We start from the raw sequence: 22954 nt of genomic DNA, 5'->3' as shown, positions 1-22954 counted from the left end.
ATACGGGGCCTTCTTCAGGATGCGGGGGTTATCAGCTTTCCAGCCAGACGTCCCGCGCCCAGTGCCAGACCGATTCCCAGCTCTCGTCGAGGACCAGTTCCTCTTCGCCGCTCCACAGCACCACGGTGCCGTCTTCTTCCACGCAGTAGTAGTCGTCCCCGTCCTGGCACAGCGGGATGAGGTCGCGCGGCACGCCGGCGTCCCAGGCGTTGGAGGCGACGTCGGGCAGGTAGGTGTGCGACTGCGGGTCGGTGACGGTGACCGGTTCCAGGGAGCCGTAGACCACGTCGCTGACGTGCAGCAGGAATTCCTTGAACACGAAAGGAATGTTGATGAACAGTTGTTCTTCGATTTCGACCAGCTGGTCTTCGTCAGGAAGCTCCAGGGGCACGGGCACGGGCTCGTTGGCTTCACGGAGCTGTTCGATCACTTCTTCCACGGTTTACATCCTCTAACCTGGTTGGCAATGCAGCGGGTTATACCCTAGTCATACGCTGGGCTTAAAGCAAAAAACCCCCGGGAGTGACCCGGGGGTTTTGTGTGGAGCGCTCTGGATCAGCCGTTCTGGCGGATACCGGCGAGCAGCCAAGGCTGGTTTTCACCCTGCGCGCGCTGCATGTGCCAGCTTTCGCTGAACGCCTCGCCCTGCTCGAAGCGCGAGGTTTTGGCCACGCCACGGAAGGTCAGGGTGGCGATGGTCATGTCGGCACGATCGTCGACACCGTCGAGCTGCACGTCGAGGTCGTCGATGTAGGTCGACTTGAAGCCCTCGGTTTCGCTGGCGCGTTCACGCTTGAGCGAGTCGAGCAGTTGCGGGGTGACGAACTCGGCGATCTTGTCCATCTCGTTGCCATCCCAATGCTGCTGCAAGGTCTGGAAATGCGAGCGGGCAGCGGCCAGGAAGCTGGCTTCGTTGAACCAGGCCGGGGCGTTGATCGTTGGCGCCGGGGCAGCGCTGCCGCCACCGAAGGTGGGCTGCTGCACGGGCTGGTGCGCTTCGCGCTGGTACGGCGCGTGGCCGGCAGGGGCCATGTCGGCCTGCTGCTTGCGGCGGCGGGCGGCGATGAAGCGGAACACCAGGAAGGCGATCAGGCCCATGATCAGGATGTCGAACAGCTGCATGCCCTGGAAGCCGTCGCCCATGAACATGGAGGCCAGCAGGCCACCAGCGGCGATACCGGCCAGCGGGCCGAGCCAGCGCGAAGCACCGCTGGCCGCCGCGGGAGCGCGACCTGGTGCGGTGGCCGCAGCGCCTGGGGTTGGCGAGGCGGGCGCGGCCTGGCGGGTCTGGTGGATGGGCGCGGAACCCGAGCTCTTGCCGCCGCCGAAACGCTTGGCGTTGGCATCGAGGCTCAGCGTCAGGCCAAGGCACAGGGCCAGGGCGATGCTAAGAAAACGTTGCATAAGTGGGATTTCCCGTCTTGTGGATTGCACGCGCGAATGGTGCACAGGTTGCTAGACCGCTGACCAGCGTCGGAGTGTTACGAGCTTTTGCCTAAATCTGTGAAGGGCCAATCTGACAGAGGCGTAGGAAAACTCCCTAGCCCCCGTCATACGATCAGACCGGTTCGAGTTTGGCATAGCCCAGCATCAGCCATTTGCTGCCTTCGTCGAAGTTGACCTGCACCCGCGCCTGGGCCCCGGAACCCTCGAAGTTGAGGATGACGCCCTCGCCGAACACCGAGTGCTGCACGCGCTGACCCAGGGTGAAGGCGGTCTGCGGAATGCTGGCGTTGGCGAACAGGCTGCTGGCCGGCGTGGCGGTGGCGCCGAAGGGCCGGCTGACCGAATTCGACAGGCGCACTTCCTGCACCAGCCCAGGCGGAATTTCGCGTACGAAACGCGACACCTTGTTGTAGGTTTCGCTGCCATACAACCGGCGGGTTTCGGCGTAGGTCATCACCAGCTGGCGCATGGCCCGGGTGATGCCCACATAGGCCAGGCGGCGTTCCTCTTCCAGGCGCCCCGGCTCTTCCAGGCTCATCTTGTGCGGGAACAGGCCTTCTTCCAGGCCCACCAGGAACACATGGGGGAATTCCAGGCCCTTGGCGCTGTGCAGGGTCATCAGCTGCACGCTGTCTTCATGCTCTTCGGCCTGGGCGTCGCCGGCTTCCAGCGACGCATGGCCGAGGAAGGCCGACAGTTCGGTGAGTTCGGCGTCTTCGGGGCCGGGCACGAAGTTGCGTGCCGCGCTGACCAGTTCCTCGAGGTTTTCCACCCGTGCCTGGCCCTTTTCACCTTTCTCTTCCTGGTGATAGACGATCAGCCCGGACTGCTCGATGACCGTTTGCGTCATCAGGTACAGCGGCATGTCGGCCACTTTCGCCGCCAGTTGTTCGAGCAGCTCGATGAAGGCGCCCAGGGCGCTGGCCGCGCGGCCCTTGAGGCCCTTGCCGGCGAGCAGCTGGCACATGGCTTCCCACATCGACACCTGGCTGTGGCGAGCGTGTTCGCGGATGGCCTCGACGGTCTTCTCGCCGATGCCGCGCGGCGGCACGTTGATCACCCGCTCCAGCGCCGCGTCGTTGCCACGGCCTTCGAGCAGGCGCAGGTAGGCCATGGCGTTCTTGATCTCGGCGCGCTCGAAGAAGCGCTGGCCGCCGTAGATGCGGTAGGGGATGCGCTCGCGCAGCAGCGCCTCTTCGAGCACCCGCGACTGGGCGTTGGAACGGTAGAGGATGGCGATGTCGTTGCGCTTGCTGCCTTGCTTGATGATGCTCTCGATGGTCTCGACCACGTAGCGCGCTTCGTCGTGCTCGTTGTAGGCGGCGTACAGGGTCAGCGGCTCGCCTTCGCCCATGTCGGTCCACAGCTCTTTGCCAAGGCGCCCACTGTTGTTGACGATCAGGGCATTGGCGGCCTTGAGGATGCCGCCGGTGGAGCGGTAGTTCTGCTCCAGGCGGATCAGCTCGGCATCGGGGAAATCGGCGGTGTACTGGTGGATGTTCTCGATCTTGGCGCCGCGCCAGCCGTAGATCGACTGGTCGTCGTCGCCCACCGCCATGAGGCTGTCGCCACCTTTGGCCAGCAGGCGCAGCCATGCGTACTGCACGGCGTTGGTGTCCTGGAACTCGTCCACCAGCAGATGGCGGAAGCGCCGCTGGTAGTGCTGCAGCAGGCTGGGGTTGTCGCGCCACAGGTCGAGGGCGCGCAGCAGCAGCTCGGCGAAGTCGATGACCCCGGCGCGCTCGCAGGCCAGCTCGTAGGCGGTGTAGACCTCGCGCATGGTGGCCAGGAACAGGTCGCCGCCGGCCTGGATGTGCTGCGGGCGCAGGCCTTCGTCCTTCTGCCCGTTGATGAACCACTGCGCTTGGCGCGCGGGCCATTTCTGCTCTTCCAGGCCCAGTTCGCGCATCACTCGCTTGACCAGGCGTTGCTGGTCGTCGCTGTCGAGGATCTGGAAGTTCTGCGCCAGGCGCGCTTCCTGCCAGTGGGCGCGCAGCAGGCGGTGGGCCAGGCCGTGGAAGGTGCCGACCCACATGCCGGCCGGGTTGATGCCCATCAGCTGTTCGATCCGCTGGCGCATTTCGGCGGCGGCCTTGTTGGTGAAGGTCACCGACAGGATCGAATGCGGCGAGGCGTGCTCGACCTGGATCAGCCAGGCGATGCGATGCACCAGCACGCGGGTTTTCCCGGAGCCGGCGCCGGCCAGCACCAATTGCCGCCCGACCTTGGCCGCTACGGCCTGGCGCTGGGCGTCGTTGAGGGAGTTGAGAAGCAGAGAGAGGTCGTCGTTAGGCATCCGGCCATTCTAGGGCCGGGGCAGGGGCGGGGCAAACGCCCGGAAGCGAATTATTCGCGGCAGGAGGTAGCCGTTGATCGGCCTGAGGTCAGCGGGCGCAGCCTGCGGGGCCTGGACAAAGTGCCAGGTGGGTTTAACTGGGCGCTTCGGCAGGCATGTAGTATAACTACAAGAAAGCTACATTCTGCCTGTCGAACCTTTACGAGTCCCGCCCGTGAATCTGTTGCAACACATCACCCAATCGCGCCATCTGCTGCGTAAATCGGAGCTCAAGGTCGCCGACCACGTGCTGCTGGACCCCGCCGCCGTCATGCACAGCTCGATGGCCGATCTGGCGCACAGCGTCGGTATCAGCGAGCCGACCATCGTGCGTTTCTGTCGGGCGATTGGTTGCACCGGGTTCCAGGACCTCAAGCTCAAGCTGGCGCAGAGCCTGGCGGCGGGCGCCAGCTTCGGGCAGTTCGCGATCCATGAAGACGATTCGGTCGCCGACTACAGCCTGAAGATCTTCGACACCACCCTGCACACCCTCATGGAAGTGCGCGAGCACCTGGACCCAGAAGCATTGGAGCGGGCCGTGCAGGCCATGGCCCAGGCCCAGCGCGTGGAGTTCTACGGCTTCGGCGCGTCCGGCGCGGTGGCGGCCGATGCCCAGCACAAGTTCTTCCGCCTGCTGCTCAGCGCGGCGGCCTATTCCGATCCGCACATGCAGGCGATGTCGGCGGTCACCCTCAAGCCTGGCGACGTCGCGGTGTGCATTTCCCAGTCGGGCCGCTCCAAGGATCTGCTGATCACCGCCAACCTGGTCCGTGAAACCGGCGCCAACCTGATCACCCTGTGTCCGAGCCAGACGCCGCTGGCCGAGCTGTCGACGGTCAACCTGGCCATCGATGTGCACGAAGACACCGAAATCTATACCCCGCTGACCTCGCGCATCGCCCACCTGGTGGTCATCGACGTGCTGGCCATGGGCGTGGCCATGGCCCGCGGGCCGAGCCTGGTCAACCACCTCAAGAGCGTCAAGCGCAGCTTGCGCAGCCTGCGGCTGTCGCCCAAGTCGATCAAGACGGCCGAAGATTGAGCCGACGCGGCTGATCGCAAAAATCCGCTTAGGCGGCGAATTTCACGATTCTGTCACCGGCCTGGCATCAAACCGTCAAGGCCCTCCGCCAGGCTGGACTCCCGTATTCAATCTGGGAGACAGGTCATGATTCGTGAACAAGACGGTTCGTACCAACCCAACGCCAAGTCGCGCAAACAGCAGGAACGCGACCAGCGCCGCATGGAGTACCGCCGCGCCATCGAAAGCTACTGCGACCAGCGACAACTGCTGCGCGACATCGCCTACTTCCCCGATTCGCCCGAGATCAGCCCTTGGCAGGTGACGGCGGCGTCCCCGAGAAACGCTCGACAATCTCACTGATCAGCGCCCGCTCGCCGCGAATGAACGCCGCGAAGGCCAGGGCTACCGGCGACTGGCGCTTGGCCTTCGATTGCACCACGCACCAGCTGCGGTACAACGGCAACTCCTCCACCGCCAGCTCCGTGAGCAGGCCCCGCGCCAGCTCCAGGCTTACCGCATGGCGGGTCAGCAGGGCGATGCCCAGCCCGGCCACCACGCACTCGCGCTGCGCTTCGCCGGAGGCCACCTCCAGCGTGTCGGTGAAGTGCACGCGCTTTTCCTTGAAGTACTCCTCGCAGGCCTTGCGCGTGCCAGAACCCTGCTCGCGCACCAGCAGGGTATAGGGCTCCAGGTCCTGCAAGCGCAGCTGTTGGCGTTGGCTCAACGAATGGTCGTTGGGCGCCACGGCGACGATCGGGTTGTTCAAGAAGGGCAGGAAATCCAGGCCCATGTCCTGGGGCACCATCGACATGATCAGCAGGTCGTCGCGGTTGTCCGACAGGCGTCGGATGGCCTGTGCGCGGTTGACCACCGTCAGCGTCAGATTGACCTCGGGGTTGCGCCGTTTGAAAGCCGCGAACACGTGCGGCACGAAATATTTGGCGCTGGACTCGATCGCCAGCTTCAACTGGCCTTGCAGCGAGCCTTGCATGTCCGACAGTTGCATATCGAGGCTTTCCAAGCGGCCAAAGATGTCGCGGCTGGCGCGTTGCAGGGCTTCGGCCGCCTCGGTGAGGTAGAGCTTCTTGCCGACGTACTCGAACAGCGGCTGCCCGACCAGCTCTTCGAGCTGACGAATCTGCAAGCTGACGGCGGGTTGAGTCAGCGACATTTCTTCGGCGGCGCGGCTATAAGAGCGCAGGTCGCACACCTCATTGAAAATCTGCAGTTGACGCAAGGTCATACGCATCAATGACTTACGCATTTTATACAAGCCTGGGGCCATGAATTGTGCAGCGACTATAAGCTTTGCCTAATGCACGGCCTAACAAATATTGATTTTTGTTTATCGCCCCACGGCGCTACGTTGCAGACGCGACCGGCTGAAACATCTGGTCACGCGTCGAGCGCCTAGGCGGCTCGTTACGTTCCACGGCTTTGGGAAGACTCCAAGTGATAAAAAAAATCCTGATCGCCAACCGGGGTGAAATTGCGGTCCGCATCGTGCGGGCCTGCGCCGAGATGGGTATCCGCTCGGTAGCGATCTATTCCGATGCCGACCGCCATGCCTTGCACGTCAAGCGTGCCGACGAGGCCTATGGCATCGGTGCCGAGCCCCTGGCCGGTTACCTGAATCCGCGCAAGCTGGTGAACCTGGCGGTGGAGACCGGCTGCGACGCGCTGCATCCGGGATACGGCTTCCTTTCGGAAAACGCGGAGCTCGCGGAAATCTGCGCCGAGCGCGGCATCAAATTCATCGGCCCTGCCGCCGAGGTCATTCGCCGCATGGGCGACAAGACCGAAGCGCGCCGCGCCATGATCGCGGCGGGAGTACCGGTCACCCCCGGCACCGAAGGCAACGTGGCCGACATCCACGAGGCCCTGAGCGAAGGCGAGCGCATCGGCTACCCGGTGATGCTCAAGGCCACCTCCGGCGGTGGCGGGCGCGGCATCCGCCGCTGCAACAGCCGCGAAGAGCTGGAGCAGAACTTCCCCCGGGTGATTTCCGAAGCCACCAAGGCCTTCGGCTCGGCCGAAGTGTTTCTGGAAAAGTGCATCGTCAACCCCAAGCACATCGAGGCGCAGATCCTCGGCGACAGCTTCGGCAACGTGGTGCACCTGTTCGAGCGCGATTGCTCGATCCAGCGCCGCAACCAGAAGCTCATCGAGATCGCCCCCAGCCCGCAGCTGACCCCGGAGCAGCGCGCCTACATCGGCGACCTGTCGGTGCGCGCGGCCAAGGCGGTGAACTACGAGAACGCCGGCACCGTGGAGTTTCTGCTCGCCGATGGCGAGGTGTACTTCATGGAGATGAACACCCGCGTGCAGGTGGAACACACCATCACCGAAGAAATCACCGGCATCGACATCGTTCGCGAGCAGATCCGCATCGCCTCGGGCCTGCCGCTGTCGGTCAAGCAGGAAGACATCGTCCACCGCGGCTTCGCCTTGCAATTCCGCATCAACGCCGAAGACCCGAAGAACAACTTCCTGCCCAGTTTCGGCAAGATCACCCGCTACTACGCCCCCGGCGGGCCGGGCGTGCGCACCGACACGGCGATCTACACCGGCTACACCATTCCGCCGTTCTACGACTCCATGTGCCTGAAACTGGTGGTCTGGGCGCTGACCTGGGAAGAAGCCATGGACCGCGGCCTGCGTGCCCTGGACGACATGCGCGTGCAGGGGGTCAAGACCACCGCCGCGTATTACCAGGAAATCCTGCGCAACCCGGAGTTCCGCAGCGGCCAGTTCAATACCAGCTTCGTCGAAGCCCACCCCGAACTGACGAACTACTCGATCAAGCGCAAACCCGAAGAGTTGGCCCTGGCCATCGCCGCCGCCATCGCCGCCCACGCAGGCCTATGAGATTCGAGCGGCATGCGCCTGGCCGCAGGTCGAAGCCGGTCCGCGTTCACCGGCCCCTTGCAGCTAGAAAACCTGCCGCTCAAAGGAGATAAGAATGTCCAAGAAGATCCACGTAACCGACACCATCCTGCGCGACGCCCACCAGTCGCTGCTGGCCACGCGCATGCGCACCGAAGACATGCTGCCGATCTGCGACAAGCTCGACAAAGTCGGCTACTGGTCGCTGGAAGTCTGGGGCGGCGCCACCTTCGACGCCTGCGTGCGCTTCCTCAAGGAAGACCCGTGGGAGCGCCTGCGCAAGCTGCGCGCCGCGCTGCCCAACACGCGCCTGCAAATGCTCCTGCGCGGGCAGAACCTGCTCGGCTACCGGCACTACAGCGACGATGTGGTCAAGGCCTTCGTGGCCAAGGCGGCGGTCAACGGCATCGACGTGTTCCGCATCTTCGACGCCATGAACGACGTGCGTAACCTGCGCGTGGCCATCGAAGCGGTGAAGGCCGCCGGCAAGCATGCGCAAGGCACCATCGCCTACACCGTCAGCCCCGTGCACACCATCGAGGCCTTCGTCACCCAGGCCAAGCAGATGGAAGCCATGGGCTGCGATTCGATCGCGATCAAGGACATGGCCGGCCTGCTCACCCCTTACGCCACCGGCGAGCTGGTCAAGGCGCTGAAGGCCGAGCAGTCGCTGCCGGTGTTCATCCACTCCCACGATACTGCGGGCTTGGCCGCCATGTGCCAGCTCAAGGCCGTGGAGAACGGTGCCGACCACATCGACACCGCCATCTCCAGCTTCGCCTGGGGCACCAGCCACCCTGGCACCGAGTCGATGGTCGCGGCCCTGAAAGGCAGCGAGTACGACACCGGCCTGGACCTGGAGCTGTTGCAGGAAATCGGTCTGTACTTCTACGCCGTGCGCAAGAAGTACCACCAGTACGAAAGCGAATTCACCGCCGTGGACACCCGCGTGCAGGTCAACCAGGTGCCTGGCGGGATGATTTCCAACCTGGCCAACCAGCTCAAGGAGCAGGGCGCGCTGAGCCGCATGGGCGAAGTGTTGGCTGAGATCCCGCGGGTACGCGAAGACCTGGGCTTCCCGCCCCTGGTGACCCCGACCTCGCAGATCGTCGGCACTCAGGCGTTCTTCAACGTGCTGGCCGGCGAGCGCTACAAGACCATCACCAACGAGGTGAAGCTGTACCTGCAGGGCGGTTACGGCAAGGCGCCGGGCGTGGTCAGCGAAAGCCTGCGGCGCCAGGCCATCGGCAGCGAAGAGGTGATCGATGTACGTCCGGCCGACCTGCTCAAGCCGGAAATGGCCAAGCTGCGCGGCGACATCGGCGCCTTGGCGCACTCGGAAGAAGACGTGCTGACCTTCGCCATGTTCCCCGACATCGGGCGCAAGTTCCTCGAAGAGCGCGAAGCCGGCACCCTCACCCCCGAAGTGCTGCTGCCGATCCCGGAAGCCGGCGCCGTGGCCGCGCCAGGCGGCGAGGGCGTGCCGACCGAGTTCGTCATCGACGTGCACGGCGAGACCTACCGCGTCGACATCACCGGCGTCGGCGTGAAGGCCGAGGGCAAGCGCCACTTCTACCTGTCCATCGACGGCATGCCCGAAGAAGTGGTGTTCGAGCCGCTCAACGAGTTCGTCGGCGGCGGCGGCAGCAAGCGCAAGCAGGCCAGCGCGCCGGGCCACGTCAGCACCAGCATGCCGGGCAACATCGTCGATGTGCTGGTCAAGGAAGGCGACACGGTCAAGGCCGGCCAGGCGGTGTTGATCACCGAGGCCATGAAGATGGAGACCGAGGTACAAGCACCGATCGCGGGCAAGGTCGTGGCCATCCATGTGGCCAAGGGTGACCGGGTGACACCGGGGGAAATTCTGGTGGAGGTGGAGGGGTGATCGAAGCCTGAGCTACGCAGAGTCAACGAGGGGGGAGCGAGAGCTCCCCTTTTTTATCCAGGTTAGTGCAATTTAATGCAGAATTTACGTAGGATCTGGCTTAAATCTGCATTTAAATACATTTTTGGCTCACTGCGGGCGTAAATTCTGCACTATGCTGCATCTAGCGGCCGGTAGGCGTTGCCGGCAGCAATGAACTGCAGGCTTTCCATGTATCGATTAACCATACAGCTCTACGACCAAGGTGCATGGCATGACGCTATCAGGCTTGGTTTTGCACAGCCCACAAGCAATTTGTCGGGTCCGTGCGAGTTTGCATACCTATCCGATTATGTGAAAGGCAAGGTTGAAGCCTATGACAGTATGTTTTGTCAGGCGGTCAGCGCCCGCCTACCCGTAGGTTTCGAGATTCGTCGTTCGCAACGAGCGCCGGCGTTTGTGTTCGACATCGCACCTGCAGGAGCAGCCAAACGTTTTCTGCTGAAACACATTGGTCGTGAAAGGCCGATGGATTTGGGCGAAGACTTATTTCTTCTAGGTCGTTCAACACCCGCGCCCATTGGCAATCTGCGTATCAAGGAGTCGGTGGAGCTGTTGAACACGACGGCATCCGTAGGGTTTTCCCGGGGAGACGTCGTCAGCCGCGATCAGCGTTTTCTCGAGTATGCCTATGAGCAAGGTGCAGCTATCGGTGGCGCGACAGGTGCTGGTGGCGAAGCACCAAAATTGCTGATGACCGAAGACGAAAGCGGGCACCTTTATCCAGACGCCGTGCTCGCAGATGAGCAGGCTCGCCGTCACTGGTTCATCAAGTTCGCACGGCACCAGGGGTTGGCCAACGATCAAGACATTCTTCGTGCCGAATACTTGTACTACCAGGCGCTGCAAAAGCTTGGCATCGAGACGGTAGCCAGCGAGCGCATGGCGTTGGAAGAAGGCAAAAAGCCCAGCCTATGGCTGGAACGCTTCGACCGTCAGGTGTCCGATCGAGGTGTACAGCGCTTTGCTGTCGAGTCGGTGTATTCATTGTGCGACGTGGTCGAGCCTGGCAGTCGAATGAGTCATCTGGAGGTCATCGAAACGCTGGTGGCGGTATGGAAAGCAGCCGGTCAGGCCGATCAGGTGCCTGCCTTGATCTCTGATTATCTGCGTCGAGACCTCATCAACAAGGTGCTCGGCAACTCCGACAACCATGGATGCAATACAGCAATCATCCGTACTAGCGACACGATACGTCTTGCACCTATTTATGACCTGGCGCCAATGGTCATGGACGACGACGGCGTGACTCGGACGACAAAGTGGTCCGCACCTATCGAGAGGGCAGGAGACATCGATTGGCACGCAGCCTGCTCGGCGCTGAGTGGCTTGATAGAACCCGAGCAGGCCTACCAACAGTTACGTCAAGACGCCCGCCGACTGTTGGCGTTGCCAGACATCCTGTCGGATCTCGGACTGCCCGATGCCGTCATGAACCATCCCGCAATCGGGTTGGGCCAGTTGCAGCGGCGCATGGGCCGATGGGAGTTGCTATGACCATTTCAATCGACGCGCGCGGCCTGGTGATCGATGGCGTGCGTGAAGGGATTGCCGACGGCAGCCTGGAATTGGGCGCCGCCATACGACGCCTGCGGGTAGGGGCGGCGGGGATGCAGCAAGAGCCCTTCGCCCGTATGTGCAAAATCTCGGTGCGTACGCTGATACAGATCGAGCAAGGCGTAGGCAACCCCACGCTCAAGTCGCTCAACGCCGTGTTGAAACCCTTCGGTCTGCAGATGGGCGTAGTCAACAGAACGAGCACCTTCGGGTGAGCATGGGCCCGGCTAGCGCTGATACCCCTTGCCGAAATGCCGCTCCAACCGCGCCTGCACCAGCTCCAGCGCAATCGACAGCAGCCAGTAGATCACCGCCGCCGTGGTCAGCATTTCCAGGTAGCGGTAGCTGGAGCGGCCGTAGGATTGCGCCAGGAACATCACTTCCCACACGCCCATCACCGACACCAGCGACGAGTCCTTGAGCATGGAAATGAACTGGTTGGCCGTGGGCGGAATGATGGTGCGCATGGCTTGCGGCAGGGTGACGTGCCAGAAGATCGTGCTGGGGCGCATGCCCAAGGCGAGGGCGGCCTGGCGCTGACCCTGGGCGACGCCGATGATGCCGGCGCGGAAGATTTCGCTGAGGTAGGCGCCGTAATTCAGCGACAGGGCGATGATGCCGGCGCTGATCGCGCCCGGCACCAGGCCGATCTGCGGCAGGCCCAGGTAGATCAGCAGGATCTGGATCAGCAGCGGCGTACCGCGGAAGAACGAGGTGTAGAAGCTGGCGACGCCCAGCAGCACGGCACTGCGCGACAAGCGCGCCAGCGCTGCGGCGAAGCCCAGGGCCACCGACACCACGATCGAGCACAGGCACAGGAACAGTGTCAGCGCTGCGCCTTGCAGGAAGCCGTTGGGTCCGAGCTTGAAGCCCGCCAGATTGGGAAACTTCTCGACGATGATCGCGAACTGCAGGTCGAAGCTGAGGAAGAACCCCACGAACAGCGCCAGCAAGGCCAGCCAGGTCAGGTACAGGCGCGTGCGAAAGCCGAATAGGCGCGGGCCCGGCGCATGCGTGCCAGGCCCCGATTCAGGTCGATGGCTACTCATTTACTGATGTCGGCACCGATCCACTTCTGCGACAGGCGCGCCAAGGTGCCGTCGGCCTTGAGTTCGGCGAACACCGCACGCACCTTGACATCCCACTCCGGGTCGCCTTTTTCGATGGCCACCGAATTGGGCTCTTCGTACAGCGGCGCACCGGCCAGCTTAAAGCGTTTGTCCTGGTTCAGGCGCGGCTGGGCGGTGACCAGGTTGGTGAGGATGGCGTCCAGGCGCACGCCTGCGCCCAGACCCAGATCCTGGAAGGCCACGTTGTCGGTGTCGTAGGGGGCGATCTGCACCATGTCGAAGGGGTAGTCGATCTTCTTGTCTTCGGCGCCTTCGATCACCAGGTTCTTGTTCAGGTAGCTTTCATAGCTCGACGCGCTGGTCAGGCCGACTTTCAAGCCATTGAGGTCCTTGGCCGAGTGGATGCGCTCATCCTTGGCGTTGACCACGATCACCGCAGGCGAGGCGTAATACTCCACCGGGAAGTCGAACACCTGCGCGCGCGCCTTGCTCGGCGTCATCGAACAGATGCAGATGTCGTAGCGGCCGCTCCAGCGCCCGGCGGCGATCACGTCCCAGGAAGGCGTTTCCAGGCGCAGCTTGACGCCCAGCTTGTCGGCCACGGCCTTGGCGACGTCCACGTCGAAACCGTCCAGCTGGTTCTGTGCGTTGAGGAAGGAAAACGGCGGATAGCTCTCCATCAGCACGTTGACCAGCTCCTTGCGCGATTCCACCCGCTCCAGCGTTTCGCCCGCGTGGGCTTGGGTCACGACGCTCAAGGCCAGCAGGCCTGCACTCAGAAGGGCGGAAAAACGCATGGATGTACCTGAAATAGTTTTAAAAAATTCGAATGGCGATATTTAATAGTTATAACTATTAAGTCACTAGTGAATTTTATTCATATCGATAGCAGTGGAAATTATATGAGCGAACGTCCGTTAATCATTCTCGACGGTGGCATGGGCCGCGAACTCCAGCGCCGTGGCGCACCGTTCCGTCAGCCCGAGTGGTCGGCATTGGCCTTGAGCGAGGCGCCGGAAGCGGTGGTGGCGGTCCATAGCGCTTACATCGAAGCGGGCGCCAGCGTCATCACCAGCAACAGCTACGCCGTGGTGCCGTTCCACATCGGTGAGGCGCGTTTTGCCGCCGAAGGCCAGGCCCTGGCTGCGACTGCAGGCCAACTGGCCCGCGCTGCCGCCGACATCGGCGCGCAGCCGGTGCGCGTGGGCGGCTCGCTGCCGCCGCTGTTCGGCTCCTACCGTCCCGACCTGTACACCGCCGAGCGGGTCGACGAGGTGCTGACGCCTTTGCTGCGCGGTCTGGCGCCCTACGTGGACCTGTGGCTGGCCGAGACCCAGAGCGCCATCGCCGAGGTGCAGGCCATCCGCGCGCGCCTGCCGCAAGACGGCAAACCGTTTTGGGTCTCCTTCACCTTGCAGGACGAAGACACCGACGAGACGCCGCGTCTGCGCTCCGGCGAGCCGGTCAGCGCAGCGGCCGAGGCGGTGGCCGAGCTGGGCGTGCAGACCTTGCTGTTCAACTGCAGCCAGCCCGAAGTCATCGGCGCGGCCATCGATGCGGCCAAGGCGGTGTTCGAGCGCTTGGGGGTGGAAATCGCCATCGGCGCCTACGCCAACGCCTTCCCGCCGCAGCCCAAGGACGCCACGGCCAACGATGGCCTGGACGAACTGCGCGACGACCTCGACCCTCCCGGCTATCTGCGCTGGACCCAAGACTGGCGCACCCGCGGCGCCAGCCTGCTGGGCGGCTGCTGCGGCATCGGCCCCGAGCACATCGCCCAGCTCAAAGCCAACCTGCGCTGAAGCCTACAGGTTGCGGCGGAACTGAATGAACCCCGGCCGTTCCGCCACCTGCTCATAGAGGCCGATGGCGGTGGCGTTGGTTTCGTGGGTCAGCCAGTGCACCTTGCCGCAACCGGCCGCCTGGGCCGTATGGTAAACGTGCTCGATCAACTGCCGACCGATGCCCAGGCCGCGCTGCCGGGCATCGACGTACAGGTCTTGCAGGTAGCACGAGTTGCCGATGCTCCAGTTGGAGCGGTGGTAGATCCAGTTGACCATTCCCACGGCCTCGCCATCGACCCAGGCCAGCGCCGAATGGGTCGGTTCGCTGGGGTCGAGCAGGCGTTGCCAGGTGCTGGCGCTGATCTCGTCTGCCAGATCGGTTTCATAGAACTTCAGGTACGCCTGCCACAGGGCCAGCCAGGCGGCATGGTCGTCGACGGTGACGGGGCGTAGGGTGACGTTCGGCATGTGGGTTCTTCCTAGAGAGGGCGCATCTGCGCCGCGAGTGCGTTGTTCAAAGGATCGACGCTGGCGCTCAGCGCGTCGCGCACACCGGCGAGGTCTGCGGCCGAGCGGTTCTGGCTGAGCTTGCGCGCGCCCTGCAAGCGGGTGATCGGCAGACGGATGCCGACGATGGCGCGCAGCATGCCTTCGAGGTAGTCAGCGGGTGCGTCCGCCACCTTCCAGGGCTCTGCCCGTGAGCGTTCGTGGCGCTCGCTCAATTCGCTGACGATGGCCAGCAGTGGCGCCGCCTGGTGGATCACCTCGACCGGGCCGTGGGCATGCACGGCGGTGTAGTTCCAGGTGGGCACCACCTTGGGGTTGTTCGCCTTGCTCGGGTAGTAACCGGGGCTGACATAGGCGTCGGGGCCGGGAAACACCAGCAGCGCTTCGAGATCGTGCGCGAAAGCGCGCCACTGCGGGTTGGCGCGGGCAAGGTGCGCGTAGACCGTGCCGAACGGGCCTTCGTCGGTTTTCACCAGTACCGGCAGGTGGGTCGCCTGCAGCCCTTCGGGGCCTTGGCTGACGAGTACCGCCAGCCGCGCCTCCAGCATGTGTCTGTGTAGAAGTTCGAGATCATGTTCCTGATGGGGTTTGCTCGCATACATGGCGCCGGATCCTTGTGCAGTACGGTCATCCTAGGCAGGCTAATGGTTCGTTATAAGCACCATTACCTATCGATTTCATAGGACCAATCCTGTGCGCCAGCCTACCCATGCGTTGCCCTTCGACCCGGCCGGGCTCGTGCTCGACCGCCGCCGCGGTCTCAGTCAGCAGCTCTACCAAGCCCTGCGCGAGCGCATGCTGGATGGCCGCCTGGGCAGCGGTACGCGGTTGCCGGCCACGCGCGACTTGGCGCAGATGCTGGGGCTTTCACGCAACAGCGTGATGCGCGCCTACGATCAGCTATATGCCGAAGGCTTCATCGAAAGTCAGGTGGGCGACGGCACGTACGTCAGCCACCTCGAAAAACTATCCACACATCTGTCCACAGGGTTATCCCGTAGGTTATCAACAGAGTTATCCACATTTTGCGCACCTGACACTGAGCATTCATCCAGTTCGAGTGACCTCGATGACCCCCTGAACCGGTTGAAAAACCATCACTTGCCATTGCCGCGCGTGGGTCAACCGCGGGCCTTCCGCGTGGGCGTTCCAGCTTTCGATCTGTTCCCGTTCGACGTGTGGGCCAAGCTGCAAGCGGGTTTCTGGCGAAATCCCGACCCTGCGCAACTGGGCTATGGAGACCCGGCGGGCGAGCCTGCCCTGCGCGAACTGATCGCCACCTACTTGCGCCGTTCGCGTGGCCTCACCTGCACGGCTGAACAAATTGTGATCACCAGCGGTTCGCAGCAGGCCATCAGCCTTTGTGCACAGCTGCTGGTAAGGCCTGGCGACCGCGTCGCTGTGGAAAACCCAGGCTACCGCGCTGCGGGCAACGCCTTCGCCCTGGCCGGTGCGCGGGTGCTGGGCGTGCCGGTGGACGAGGACGGGATGGACTGCGCGCACCTGGCCGCGCTCGGCGACTGCCGCGTGGCCTATGTCACGCCCGCGCACCAATACCCCACCGGCGTCACCCTGAGCCTGGCCCGGCGCCTGGAACTGCTGGCCTGGGCCGAGCGCCAGGACGGCTGGGTCGTCGAAGACGACTACGACGGCGAATACCGCTACAGCGGCGCGCCCCTGGCGCCCTTGGCGGCGCTGGACCGGCAGGGACGTGTGCTGTACATCGGCACCTTCGGCAAGGTCGCCTTCCCGGCCTTGCGCCTGGGCTACCTGGTGTTGCCGCCGCGTCTGGTGCAGGCCTTCAGCCAGGCCAAGGCTTTGGCCGTGCGGCATTCGGAGGTCGGCAGCCAATGCGTCATGGCGCAGTTCATGGCTCAAGGGCATTTCCAGCGCCACATCCGCCGCATGCGCAAGGCGGCGCTGAGCCGGCGCAACGTGCTCAAGGCCGGCTGGCCGACGGACGTGCCGGGCCTGGCGGCCATGCCCGACATCGCGGCAGGGCTGCACGTCCGGCTGGTTGTGGATAACTTTGTCAGGGAGCAGGAACTGGTCGCTCAGGCGGCCGCGGTGGACGTCGAGATCAACCCGCTGAGCGGTTACTGGCTCGAAGACAGCGACACGCCGCTCGATGCCCGGGCGGGCCTGGTGCTGGGCTTTGCGGCAGTGCCGGAAGGACAGGTCGCCGAGGCCCTGATGCGCTTGCGCAAGGCCTGGCGCAGTTGAGTGACCGAGGCCTGTGGGAGATATCCACCGGCCTCGACGAGCGCGCCCAAAAGCGCGTAACGCACGTCGGATATGCCTGGCGGCGGCTCGACGGCATGCGCCAAGCGCACCGAGTCGAACCGCCATCCTGCTCCGCGCTTCAGGTGCCCGACTTGATCCGCGTCCAGGCCCGCGTCCGCGCCCGCTCGGCGTCACGTGGCAAGGGCTTCAAGGTGTACAGCTTGGCCATCGCCTCGGCGGTCGGGTACAGGTTGGGGTTGTTGCGGATGGCCGGGCTGACTTTGTCTGTGGCGTCCTTGTTGGGGTTGGGGTAGCCGACGAAATCGCTGATCGGTGCGATCACCTCGGGGCGCAGCAGGTAGTCGATGAAGGCGTGGGCGTCGTCCGGGTTGGCGGCGTTCTTCGGGATGGCCAGCATGTCGAACCAGATCGGCGCGCCTTCCTTGGGCAGGCGCATATCCACCACCACACCGTTGTTGGCCTCGCGCGCGCGGTTGGCGGCTTGGGAGAAGCTGCCCGAGTAGCCGACCGCCACGCAGATGTCGCCGTTGGCGATGTCGGCCATGTATTTGGAGGAGTGGAAGTAGGTGATGTAGGGGCGGATCTTCAGCAGCAGGTCCTGGGCCTTCTTGTAGTCGGCGGGGTTGCTGCTGTTGGGGTCCAGGCCCAGGTGGGCCAGGGCCAGGGGCAGGATCTCCGAAGGCGAGTCGAGCAGCGCCACGCCACAGCCCTTGAGCTTGGAGAGGTTCTCCGGCTTGAAGATCAGGTCCCAGCTGTCCACCGGTGCGGCGTCGCCCAGCGCGGCCTTGACCTTCTCCGGGTTGAAGCCGATCAGCACCGTGCCGTACATGTAGGGCACGGCGAATTTGTTGCCCGGATCATTGCCTTCGATCAGCTTCATCAGGGCCGGGTCCAGGTGCTGCCAGTTGGGCAGCTTGCTGCGGTCCAGCGGCTGGAACACCCCGGCCTCGATCTGCTTGGCCAGGAACACGTTGGACGGCACCACCACGTCGTACCCGGAGTTGCCGGTCAGCAGCTTGGCTTCCAGGGCTTCGTTGGTGTCGAAGATGTCGTAGACCAGGTTGACCCCACTGCTTTGCTTGAAGTCGGTGAGGGTCTGCGGGGTGATGTAGTCGAACCAGTTGTACACGCGCAGGGTGCGCTGTTCGGCCTGGACGTCGAGCGCGCCGCCGAGCAGCAGGCCGGCGGCGAGGAGCGGGGCGAAGACAGAGGTGCGTCGCAGCATGTTCAGGCTCCTGATGATTGCGCGCGCTGGAAACCTTCCAGCACATTGACCGCGTTGATACCGATTTCCGCCACCGCGTAACCCCCTTCCATGACGAACAGGGTCGGCTTGCCGAGCCGGGCGATGCGCTCGCCCATGGCCAGGTAGTCGGGGCTGTCGAGCTTGAACTGCGAGATGGGGTCGTCCTTGAAGGTGTCTACGCCCAGGGAGATCACCAGCACGTCCGCGTCGAAGTCGGCGATGCGCTCGCAGGCCTGGTCCAGGGCCGCGCTCCAGGTCCCCCAGTCGCTGCCGGCCGGCAACGGGTAATTGAGGTTGTAGCCGAGGCCCGCGCCTTCGCCGGTCTCGTCGGCATAGCCGAGGAAGAACGGGAATTCGGCCTGGGGGTCACCGTGGATCGAGGCGAACAGCACATCGTTGCGGGCGTAGAAGATGTCTTGCGTGCCGTTGCCGTGGTGGTAGTCGACGTCGAGGATGGCCACCTTGCGCCGGCCCTGGTCGAGAAAGGCCTGGGCGGCGATGGCGGCGTTGTTCAGGTAGCAGTAGCCGCCCATCACCTCGGCGGCGGCGTGGTGCCCCGGCGGGCGGCACAGGGCGAAGGCGGCAGGGGCGCCTTGTTCGATGGCGGCCTGGGCGGTCAGCGCGACTTGCGCAGCGCTGTAGGCGGCCTGCCAAGTGCCGGCGGTGATCGGCGCGCCAGCGTCGAAGCTGTAGTAGCCCAGTTCGCCCAGCAGGCTGTTGGGCTTGAGCGCGCGCAGGGTGCGCGCCGGCCAGGTGAAGGGCAGCAGGTCGCCGTCGCGGCCCAATTGCGCCCAGCGCGCCCAGGCGCCTTCGAAGAAGTCCAGGTAGGCGGCGCTGTGGACGCGTTGCAGCGGTGCGCGGCCGAAATCGGTGGGGCCGCGCACTTCACCCAATTGGCGCGCCTCGACCCGTTCGAGCACGTGGTCGGCCCGCGACGGCATCTCGAAGCACGGCATCAGCTGGCCGTCGATCAACTCGCAGCGGCCGTGGTGCAGGCGGTGGTCATCGGAATAGATCGTCAGCATGTGGGGTCTCCGGTTCGCTGGTATGCGGCCATTGTGCTGGGCGCGGCGCGCGAGCCTGGACGGTGCGGGTGGCCAAAAAGGGATGGATATGGCCAAGCCGTGTGCCCGCCCCTCAGCCGCGGTAGTGCCGCGGTGCCATGCCGCTCCAGCGCTGGAAGGCATGCCGGAAGCTCGCCGTCTCGCTGAAGCCCAGGGTTTCGGCGATGCGGTGGATCGGCACTCGCTCTTCGGTCAGCAATTGCTTGGCACGTTCGAAGCGCAACTCGTCGAGCAGTTGCTGGTAGCTGCTGCCCAGGCTGTGCAGATGCCGGCGCAGGGTGCGCGAGGAGCAATTCATCTGCCGCGCCAGGCCCTCGAGCCCCGGCGCGGCGTCGAGCTGTTGCTGCAGCAATAGACGGATGCGCCCGAGCCAGGCCTGGCGGCCGGTGAACTCCAGGTTCAGGCGCCGGCAGCGCTCGGCCATGGCCTGGTGGGTGATGGGGTCGGCCAGGGGCAGCGGTGTGTCCAGCCAATGGCGGTCGAAGGCGAAGGCGTTGTCGTCGGCCTGGAAGGTCAGCGGGCCGGCGAAGGTCTGCGCGTAGGCCGGTCGATAGGCCGGGCACGGGTGCTGAAAGCGCGCGCCGAGCAGCGGCAGCGGGCGGCCGAGCAGGTCGTCGCAGATGACCTTGAGCGACACCAGGCAGAACTCGGCGTTGAAGGCCGCCAGGCCCGGTGCGTCGTGGTGCTCGCTGGCGCTGAGCCAGACCCGTGGCCCGTCCTCGACCAGGCGCAGTTGGAACATTGTTCCCAGCAGTGCCGGAAAATGCAGCGCCAAGCGCAGGGCGTCACCCAAAGTGGCACTGGAGAGCAGGGCATAGCCGAGCATGCCGTAGCTCGACACATGCATGCGCCGCCCCAGTTCCAGGCCGATGTCGGCACGCAGGGCCACGGCGTTGGCACATACCTGCAACTCCTGCTGGGTGGTGATGCGTGCGTCGGCGCGGCCCAGGTCGGCGGGGGTGATACCGCTCCCGTCGAGCAGCAGGCGCGCATCGACGCCGCGTGCGGCGAACGTCGTGAGGATCAGCGAAACCGCGTTGAGGGTGGTGAGGTGGCTGTGCAGCATGCTGGCTGTCCACGTGGGCTGGAAAACTTGAGCGAGCAAGTTGCGTGCCGTGGCGCCGCCGAAGCGTTTCGAGCATAAAAAAAGGGCCCGGCGCATGTAAGCGCGGGCCCTCGAAAGGTGGAGAGGTGTCTAGTCCCCCCGACCTGGTGAGACGGGTATTGCGGTCGGTTACGCCTTCAGCGGCACCAGACGTGGAGCGATCATGTTTTCCGGGCGCAGGATGTCGTCGAGCATCGCTTCGTCCAGCAGCTGTTCCTCGCGCACCAGTTCCAGCACGCCGCGGCCGGTTTCCAGGGCGACGCGGGCGATACGGGTGGCGTTTTCATAGCCGATGTAAGGGTTCAGCGCGGTGACCAGGCCGATGGAGTGCTCGACCAGTTCGCGGCAGCGCTGTTCGTTGGCGGTGATGCCGACGATGCAGTGTTCGCGCAGCATGTCCATGGCGCGTTGCAGCAGACGGATCGAGTCGAAGATCTTGTAGGCGATCAGCGGCTCCATCACGTTGAGCTGCAGCTGGCCGCCTTCGGCCGCCACGGTCAGCGCCAGGTCGTTGCCCATGATGGCGAAGGCCACCTGGTTGACGGCCTCCGGAATCACCGGGTTGACCTTGCCTGGCATGATCGAGCTGCCCGGCTGGCGCGCCGGCAGGTTGATCTCGTTGATGCCGGTGCGCGGGCCGCTGGACAGCAGGCGCAGGTCGTTGCAGATCTTCGACAGCTTGACCGCGGTGCGCTTGAGCATGCCGGAGAACAGCACGAAGGCGCCCATGTCGGAGGTGGCTTCGATCAGGTCGGCGGCCGGTACCAGCGGCTGGCCGCTGATCAGCGCCAGGCGTTGCACGGCCAGGGCTTGGTAGCCAGGGTCGGCGTTGATGCCGGTGCCGATGGCGGTGCCGCCCAGGTTGATCTCGGTGAGCAGTTCCGGGGCCAGCGAACGCAGACGGTTGAGGTCTTCGGTCATGGTGGTGGCGAAGGCGCGGAATTCCTGGCCGAGGGTCATCGGCACGGCGTCTTGCAGCTGGGTGCGGCCCATCTTGAGGACGTGGTTGAACTCTTCGCCTTTGGCGGCGAAGGCCTGGATCAGGCTGTCGAGGCTGGCCAGCAGCGCGTCGTGGCCCAGCAGCAGACCCAGGCGGATCGCGGTGGGGTAGGCGTCGTTGGTCGACTGCGCCATGTTCACGTCGTTGTTGGGGTGCAGGTACTGGTACTCACCCTTCTGGTGGCCCATAGCCTCCAACGCGATGTTGGCGATGACTTCGTTGGCGTTCATGTTGGTCGAGGTGCCGGCCCCGCCCTGGATCATGTCGACCACGAACTGCTCGTGGTAGTCGCCCTTGATCAGGCGGCCGCAGGCAGCGCTGATGGCGGCGTGCTTGGCATCGCTCAGGTGGCCCAGCTCACGGTTGGCGTCGGCGGCGGCCTGTTTGACCATGGCCAGGCCTACGACCAGCTTCGGGTAGTGCGACAGCGGCACGCCGGAGAGGTGGAAGTTGTTGGCGGCGCGCAGGGTCTGGATGCCGTAGTAGGCATCGGCAGGGACTTCCAGGGTGCCAAGCAGGTCTTTTTCGACGCGGAACGATGCAGCAGCGGACATGATGGATATCATCTCGAGTTGGCCCCGGCATGTGCCGGAATGGCGCCAATCCTAGGCCTGCGCGGTTTTTGCGGCCAATGCTGATGCACGCTAACCTATGCACAAACGGCATACCGATTGATGTGACGCGGACCGATCAACGAGCGTGTTCCATTTTGGTGCGCGCGGGAGACGAGCTTCATGAACCTCGAGAGCAAATGGCTGGAAGATTTCAGCGCCCTGGCGGCCACCCGCAGCTTTTCCCAGGCCGCCGAACGGCGCTTCGTCACCCAGCCGGCGTTCAGCCGCCGCATCCGCAGCCTGGAGGCCGCGCTGGGCCTGACGCTGGTCAACCGTTCGCGCACGCCCATCGAGCTCACCGAAGCGGGGCAACTGTTTCTGGTCACGGCGCGTACCGTCGTCGACCAGCTGGGCGAAGTGCTGCGCCATTTGCACCATCTCGAAGGCGGGCAGGGCGAGGTGGTGCAGATCGCCGCCGCACATTCGCTGGCCTCGGGGTTCTTTCCGCACTGGGTGGCGCAACTGCGCAACGACGGCTTGAACATCGCCACGCGCATGGTCGCCACCAACGTCGGCGAGGCCGTGCATGCCCTGCGCGAAGGCGGCTGCGACCTGATGCTGGCCTTCTACGACCCCGATGCCGCCTTGCAGATGGACGCCGATATCTTTCCCTCCCTGCACATGGGCACCACGGAAATGCTGCCGGTGTGCGCCGTGGGCGCCGACGGCAAGCCGCTGTTCGACCTGGAGGGCGACACCAGCGTGCCGTTGCTGGCCTACAGCGCCGGCGCGTTCCTCGGGCGCTCGGTCAGCCTGCTGCTGCGCCAGCGCAGCCTGCGCTACACCACGGTGTGCGAGACGGCCATGGCCGACAGCTTGAAGAGCATGGCCCTCGAAGGCATGGGCGTGGCCTGGGTGCCGCGCCTGTCGATGCGTGGCGAACTGGAGCGCGGCGAGCTGGCCATTTGCGGTGCGGCGCAGTGGCACGTGCCGCTGGAGATTCGCCTGTACCGCTGCGCCCTGGTGCGCAAGGCCAACGTGCGTCTGTTGTGGCGCAAGCTGGAGTCGGCCGGCGGCCAGGGCTGAGGCGGCGTGGCGGTAAGGGGAAAAGTTGTCTCGCGAGACAGCTTGCCCTTTGATCCGCTCTGTGCTTGCAGGGGTGTGCGGCCCGTACCGCACTAGGCTATAATCCCGCGCCTTCGGCCGCC

The 22954-nt window shown here is 64.5% G+C and carries 21 protein-coding genes; 9 read left to right on the top strand and 12 right to left on the bottom strand.

The genetic code is table 11. The annotated features are described in order from the left end of the window. Nucleotides 1–31: 31 nt before the first annotated feature. The 3 genes from ACSMEV_RS03550 to uvrD all read right to left on the bottom strand — a co-directional run bounded on the left by ACSMEV_RS03550 (nucleotide 32) and on the right by uvrD (nucleotide 3742). On the bottom strand, nucleotides 32–439 hold the full coding sequence (locus ACSMEV_RS03550; RefSeq protein WP_413045715.1) for an SMI1/KNR4 family protein: 408 nt from the start codon (nucleotides 437–439) through the stop codon (nucleotides 32–34). A 116-nt stretch (nucleotides 440–555) separates the two neighbouring features. Then, entirely contained in the window at nucleotides 556–1404 is an 849-nt protein-coding gene (locus tag ACSMEV_RS03545; protein ID WP_459207278.1) for a Tim44 domain-containing protein, read from the bottom strand. A gap of 154 nt (nucleotides 1405–1558) precedes the next feature. Further along, nucleotides 1559–3742, bottom strand: coding sequence for a DNA helicase II (uvrD, locus tag ACSMEV_RS03540; RefSeq protein ID WP_459207277.1), 2184 nt, complete (start codon nucleotides 3740–3742; stop codon nucleotides 1559–1561). A gap of 214 nt (nucleotides 3743–3956) precedes the next feature. On the opposite strand from uvrD, the gene hexR reads away from it, so the two are divergent. After that, nucleotides 3957–4823 carry a transcriptional regulator HexR gene (hexR, locus tag ACSMEV_RS03535; protein ID WP_313738493.1) on the top strand — a complete coding sequence of 289 codons (867 nt, stop codon included), beginning with the start codon at nucleotides 3957–3959 and terminating at the stop codon, nucleotides 4821–4823. Nucleotides 4824–4949: 126 nt separating this feature from the next. Next, complete coding sequence (locus tag ACSMEV_RS03530; RefSeq protein ID WP_459207276.1) at nucleotides 4950–5165, top strand: PA3496 family putative envelope integrity protein; 216 nt, start codon at nucleotides 4950–4952, stop codon at nucleotides 5163–5165. Here ACSMEV_RS03530 and ACSMEV_RS03525 read toward each other — a convergent pair. Then, the gene (locus ACSMEV_RS03525; RefSeq protein WP_459207275.1) at nucleotides 5110–6069 is read right to left on the bottom strand and encodes a LysR family transcriptional regulator; all 960 of its coding nucleotides are present in this window, start codon (nucleotides 6067–6069) and stop codon (nucleotides 5110–5112) included. The two genes, ACSMEV_RS03530 and ACSMEV_RS03525, sit on opposite strands and share 56 nt — an antisense overlap. A gap of 188 nt (nucleotides 6070–6257) precedes the next feature. Between ACSMEV_RS03525 and ACSMEV_RS03520 the strand changes: the two genes are divergently transcribed. The 4 genes from ACSMEV_RS03520 to ACSMEV_RS03505 all read left to right on the top strand — a co-directional run bounded on the left by ACSMEV_RS03520 (nucleotide 6258) and on the right by ACSMEV_RS03505 (nucleotide 11387). Beyond that, entirely contained in the window at nucleotides 6258–7673 is a 1416-nt protein-coding gene (locus tag ACSMEV_RS03520) for an acetyl-CoA carboxylase biotin carboxylase subunit (RefSeq protein WP_296266995.1), read from the top strand. Between the two features lie 94 nt (nucleotides 7674–7767). Next, on the top strand, nucleotides 7768–9576 hold the full coding sequence (gene oadA, locus ACSMEV_RS03515; protein ID WP_459207274.1) for a sodium-extruding oxaloacetate decarboxylase subunit alpha: 1809 nt from the start codon (nucleotides 7768–7770) through the stop codon (nucleotides 9574–9576). Between the two features lie 210 nt (nucleotides 9577–9786). Beyond that, nucleotides 9787–11112, top strand: a complete 1326-nt coding sequence (locus tag ACSMEV_RS03510; protein ID WP_459207273.1) for a type II toxin-antitoxin system HipA family toxin — start codon at nucleotides 9787–9789, stop codon at nucleotides 11110–11112. After that, nucleotides 11109–11387, top strand: a complete 279-nt coding sequence (locus tag ACSMEV_RS03505; protein WP_459207272.1) for a helix-turn-helix domain-containing protein — start codon at nucleotides 11109–11111, stop codon at nucleotides 11385–11387. Before ACSMEV_RS03510 ends, ACSMEV_RS03505 begins: the two co-directional genes overlap by 4 nt. 12 nt (nucleotides 11388–11399) lie before the next feature. Here the strand turns inward: ACSMEV_RS03505 and ACSMEV_RS03500 are convergent, their stop codons facing one another. Beyond that, nucleotides 11400–12221 carry an amino acid ABC transporter permease gene (locus tag ACSMEV_RS03500; RefSeq protein ID WP_459207271.1) on the bottom strand — a complete coding sequence of 274 codons (822 nt, stop codon included), beginning with the start codon at nucleotides 12219–12221 and terminating at the stop codon, nucleotides 11400–11402. Further along, on the bottom strand, nucleotides 12218–13039 hold the full coding sequence (locus ACSMEV_RS03495; protein ID WP_459207270.1) for an ABC transporter substrate-binding protein: 822 nt from the start codon (nucleotides 13037–13039) through the stop codon (nucleotides 12218–12220). Before ACSMEV_RS03495 ends, ACSMEV_RS03500 begins: the two co-directional genes overlap by 4 nt. A 105-nt stretch (nucleotides 13040–13144) precedes the next feature. On the opposite strand from ACSMEV_RS03495, the gene ACSMEV_RS03490 reads away from it, so the two are divergent. Next, nucleotides 13145–14044, top strand: a complete 900-nt coding sequence (locus ACSMEV_RS03490) for a homocysteine S-methyltransferase family protein (RefSeq protein ID WP_459207269.1) — start codon at nucleotides 13145–13147, stop codon at nucleotides 14042–14044. A 3-nt stretch (nucleotides 14045–14047) separates the two neighbouring features. Here ACSMEV_RS03490 and ACSMEV_RS03485 read toward each other — a convergent pair whose 3' ends face one another. Then, nucleotides 14048–14494 carry a GNAT family N-acetyltransferase gene (locus ACSMEV_RS03485; protein WP_459207268.1) on the bottom strand — a complete coding sequence of 149 codons (447 nt, stop codon included), beginning with the start codon at nucleotides 14492–14494 and terminating at the stop codon, nucleotides 14048–14050. 11 nt (nucleotides 14495–14505) lie between these two features. Next, on the bottom strand, nucleotides 14506–15135 hold the full coding sequence (locus ACSMEV_RS03480; RefSeq protein ID WP_459207267.1) for an FMN-binding negative transcriptional regulator: 630 nt from the start codon (nucleotides 15133–15135) through the stop codon (nucleotides 14506–14508). Nucleotides 15136–15226: 91 nt separating this feature from the next. Here ACSMEV_RS03480 and pdxR point away from each other — a divergent pair, with 91 nt between their 5' ends. Then, nucleotides 15227–16756: a MocR-like pyridoxine biosynthesis transcription factor PdxR gene (pdxR, locus tag ACSMEV_RS03475; protein WP_459207266.1), complete on the top strand. Its 1530-nt coding sequence runs from the start codon at nucleotides 15227–15229 to the stop codon at nucleotides 16754–16756. A gap of 139 nt (nucleotides 16757–16895) precedes the next feature. Here the strand turns inward: pdxR and ACSMEV_RS03470 are convergent, their stop codons facing one another. The 4 genes from ACSMEV_RS03470 to aspA form a co-directional block, all read right to left on the bottom strand. Beyond that, nucleotides 16896–18002: a polyamine ABC transporter substrate-binding protein gene (locus tag ACSMEV_RS03470; RefSeq protein ID WP_459207265.1), complete on the bottom strand. Its 1107-nt coding sequence runs from the start codon at nucleotides 18000–18002 to the stop codon at nucleotides 16896–16898. A 2-nt stretch (nucleotides 18003–18004) separates the two neighbouring features. Continuing rightward, nucleotides 18005–19048, bottom strand: coding sequence for a histone deacetylase family protein (locus ACSMEV_RS03465; protein WP_459207264.1), 1044 nt, complete (start codon nucleotides 19046–19048; stop codon nucleotides 18005–18007). Between the two features lie 112 nt (nucleotides 19049–19160). Beyond that, nucleotides 19161–20153 carry an AraC family transcriptional regulator gene (locus tag ACSMEV_RS03460; RefSeq protein WP_459207263.1) on the bottom strand — a complete coding sequence of 331 codons (993 nt, stop codon included), beginning with the start codon at nucleotides 20151–20153 and terminating at the stop codon, nucleotides 19161–19163. Between the two features lie 168 nt (nucleotides 20154–20321). Continuing rightward, a complete protein-coding gene (aspA, locus tag ACSMEV_RS03455; protein WP_296266973.1) occupies nucleotides 20322–21746 on the bottom strand; it encodes an aspartate ammonia-lyase in 1425 nt (474 codons plus the stop codon). Between the two features lie 180 nt (nucleotides 21747–21926). Here aspA and ACSMEV_RS03450 point away from each other — a divergent pair, with 180 nt between their 5' ends. Beyond that, the gene (locus ACSMEV_RS03450) at nucleotides 21927–22832 is read left to right on the top strand and encodes a LysR substrate-binding domain-containing protein (RefSeq protein ID WP_459207262.1); all 906 of its coding nucleotides are present in this window, start codon (nucleotides 21927–21929) and stop codon (nucleotides 22830–22832) included. The last annotated feature ends 122 nt before the right edge of the window (nucleotides 22833–22954 follow it).

The organism is Pseudomonas sp. MLB6B, from assembly GCF_054508135.1.
The sequence above is the reverse complement of the archived record's forward strand: the minus strand, read 5'-3'. Positions and strand labels throughout refer to the sequence as shown.

Coding starts and splice junctions, on each gene's coding strand:
- ACSMEV_RS03470 (WP_459207265.1), bottom strand. CDS start 18,002: ATGCTGCGACGCACCTCTGTCTTCGCCCCGCTCCTCGCCGCCGGCCTG.
- uvrD (WP_459207277.1), bottom strand. CDS start 3,742: ATGCCTAACGACGACCTCTCTCTGCTTCTCAACTCCCTCAACGACGCC.
- ACSMEV_RS03490 (WP_459207269.1), top strand. CDS start 13,145: ATGAGCGAACGTCCGTTAATCATTCTCGACGGTGGCATGGGCCGCGAA.
- ACSMEV_RS03525 (WP_459207275.1), bottom strand. CDS start 6,069: ATGCGTAAGTCATTGATGCGTATGACCTTGCGTCAACTGCAGATTTTC.
- ACSMEV_RS03480 (WP_459207267.1), bottom strand. CDS start 15,135: ATGTATGCGAGCAAACCCCATCAGGAACATGATCTCGAACTTCTACAC.
- ACSMEV_RS03460 (WP_459207263.1), bottom strand. CDS start 20,153: ATGCTGCACAGCCACCTCACCACCCTCAACGCGGTTTCGCTGATCCTC.
- aspA (WP_296266973.1), bottom strand. CDS start 21,746: ATGTCCGCTGCTGCATCGTTCCGCGTCGAAAAAGACCTGCTTGGCACC.
- ACSMEV_RS03450 (WP_459207262.1), top strand. CDS start 21,927: ATGAACCTCGAGAGCAAATGGCTGGAAGATTTCAGCGCCCTGGCGGCC.
- ACSMEV_RS03545 (WP_459207278.1), bottom strand. CDS start 1,404: ATGCAACGTTTTCTTAGCATCGCCCTGGCCCTGTGCCTTGGCCTGACG.
- ACSMEV_RS03500 (WP_459207271.1), bottom strand. CDS start 12,221: ATGAGTAGCCATCGACCTGAATCGGGGCCTGGCACGCATGCGCCGGGC.
- oadA (WP_459207274.1), top strand. CDS start 7,768: ATGTCCAAGAAGATCCACGTAACCGACACCATCCTGCGCGACGCCCAC.
- ACSMEV_RS03495 (WP_459207270.1), bottom strand. CDS start 13,039: ATGCGTTTTTCCGCCCTTCTGAGTGCAGGCCTGCTGGCCTTGAGCGTC.
- ACSMEV_RS03465 (WP_459207264.1), bottom strand. CDS start 19,048: ATGCTGACGATCTATTCCGATGACCACCGCCTGCACCACGGCCGCTGC.
- ACSMEV_RS03485 (WP_459207268.1), bottom strand. CDS start 14,494: ATGCCGAACGTCACCCTACGCCCCGTCACCGTCGACGACCATGCCGCC.
- ACSMEV_RS03510 (WP_459207273.1), top strand. CDS start 9,787: ATGTATCGATTAACCATACAGCTCTACGACCAAGGTGCATGGCATGAC.
- ACSMEV_RS03530 (WP_459207276.1), top strand. CDS start 4,950: ATGATTCGTGAACAAGACGGTTCGTACCAACCCAACGCCAAGTCGCGC.
- ACSMEV_RS03505 (WP_459207272.1), top strand. CDS start 11,109: ATGACCATTTCAATCGACGCGCGCGGCCTGGTGATCGATGGCGTGCGT.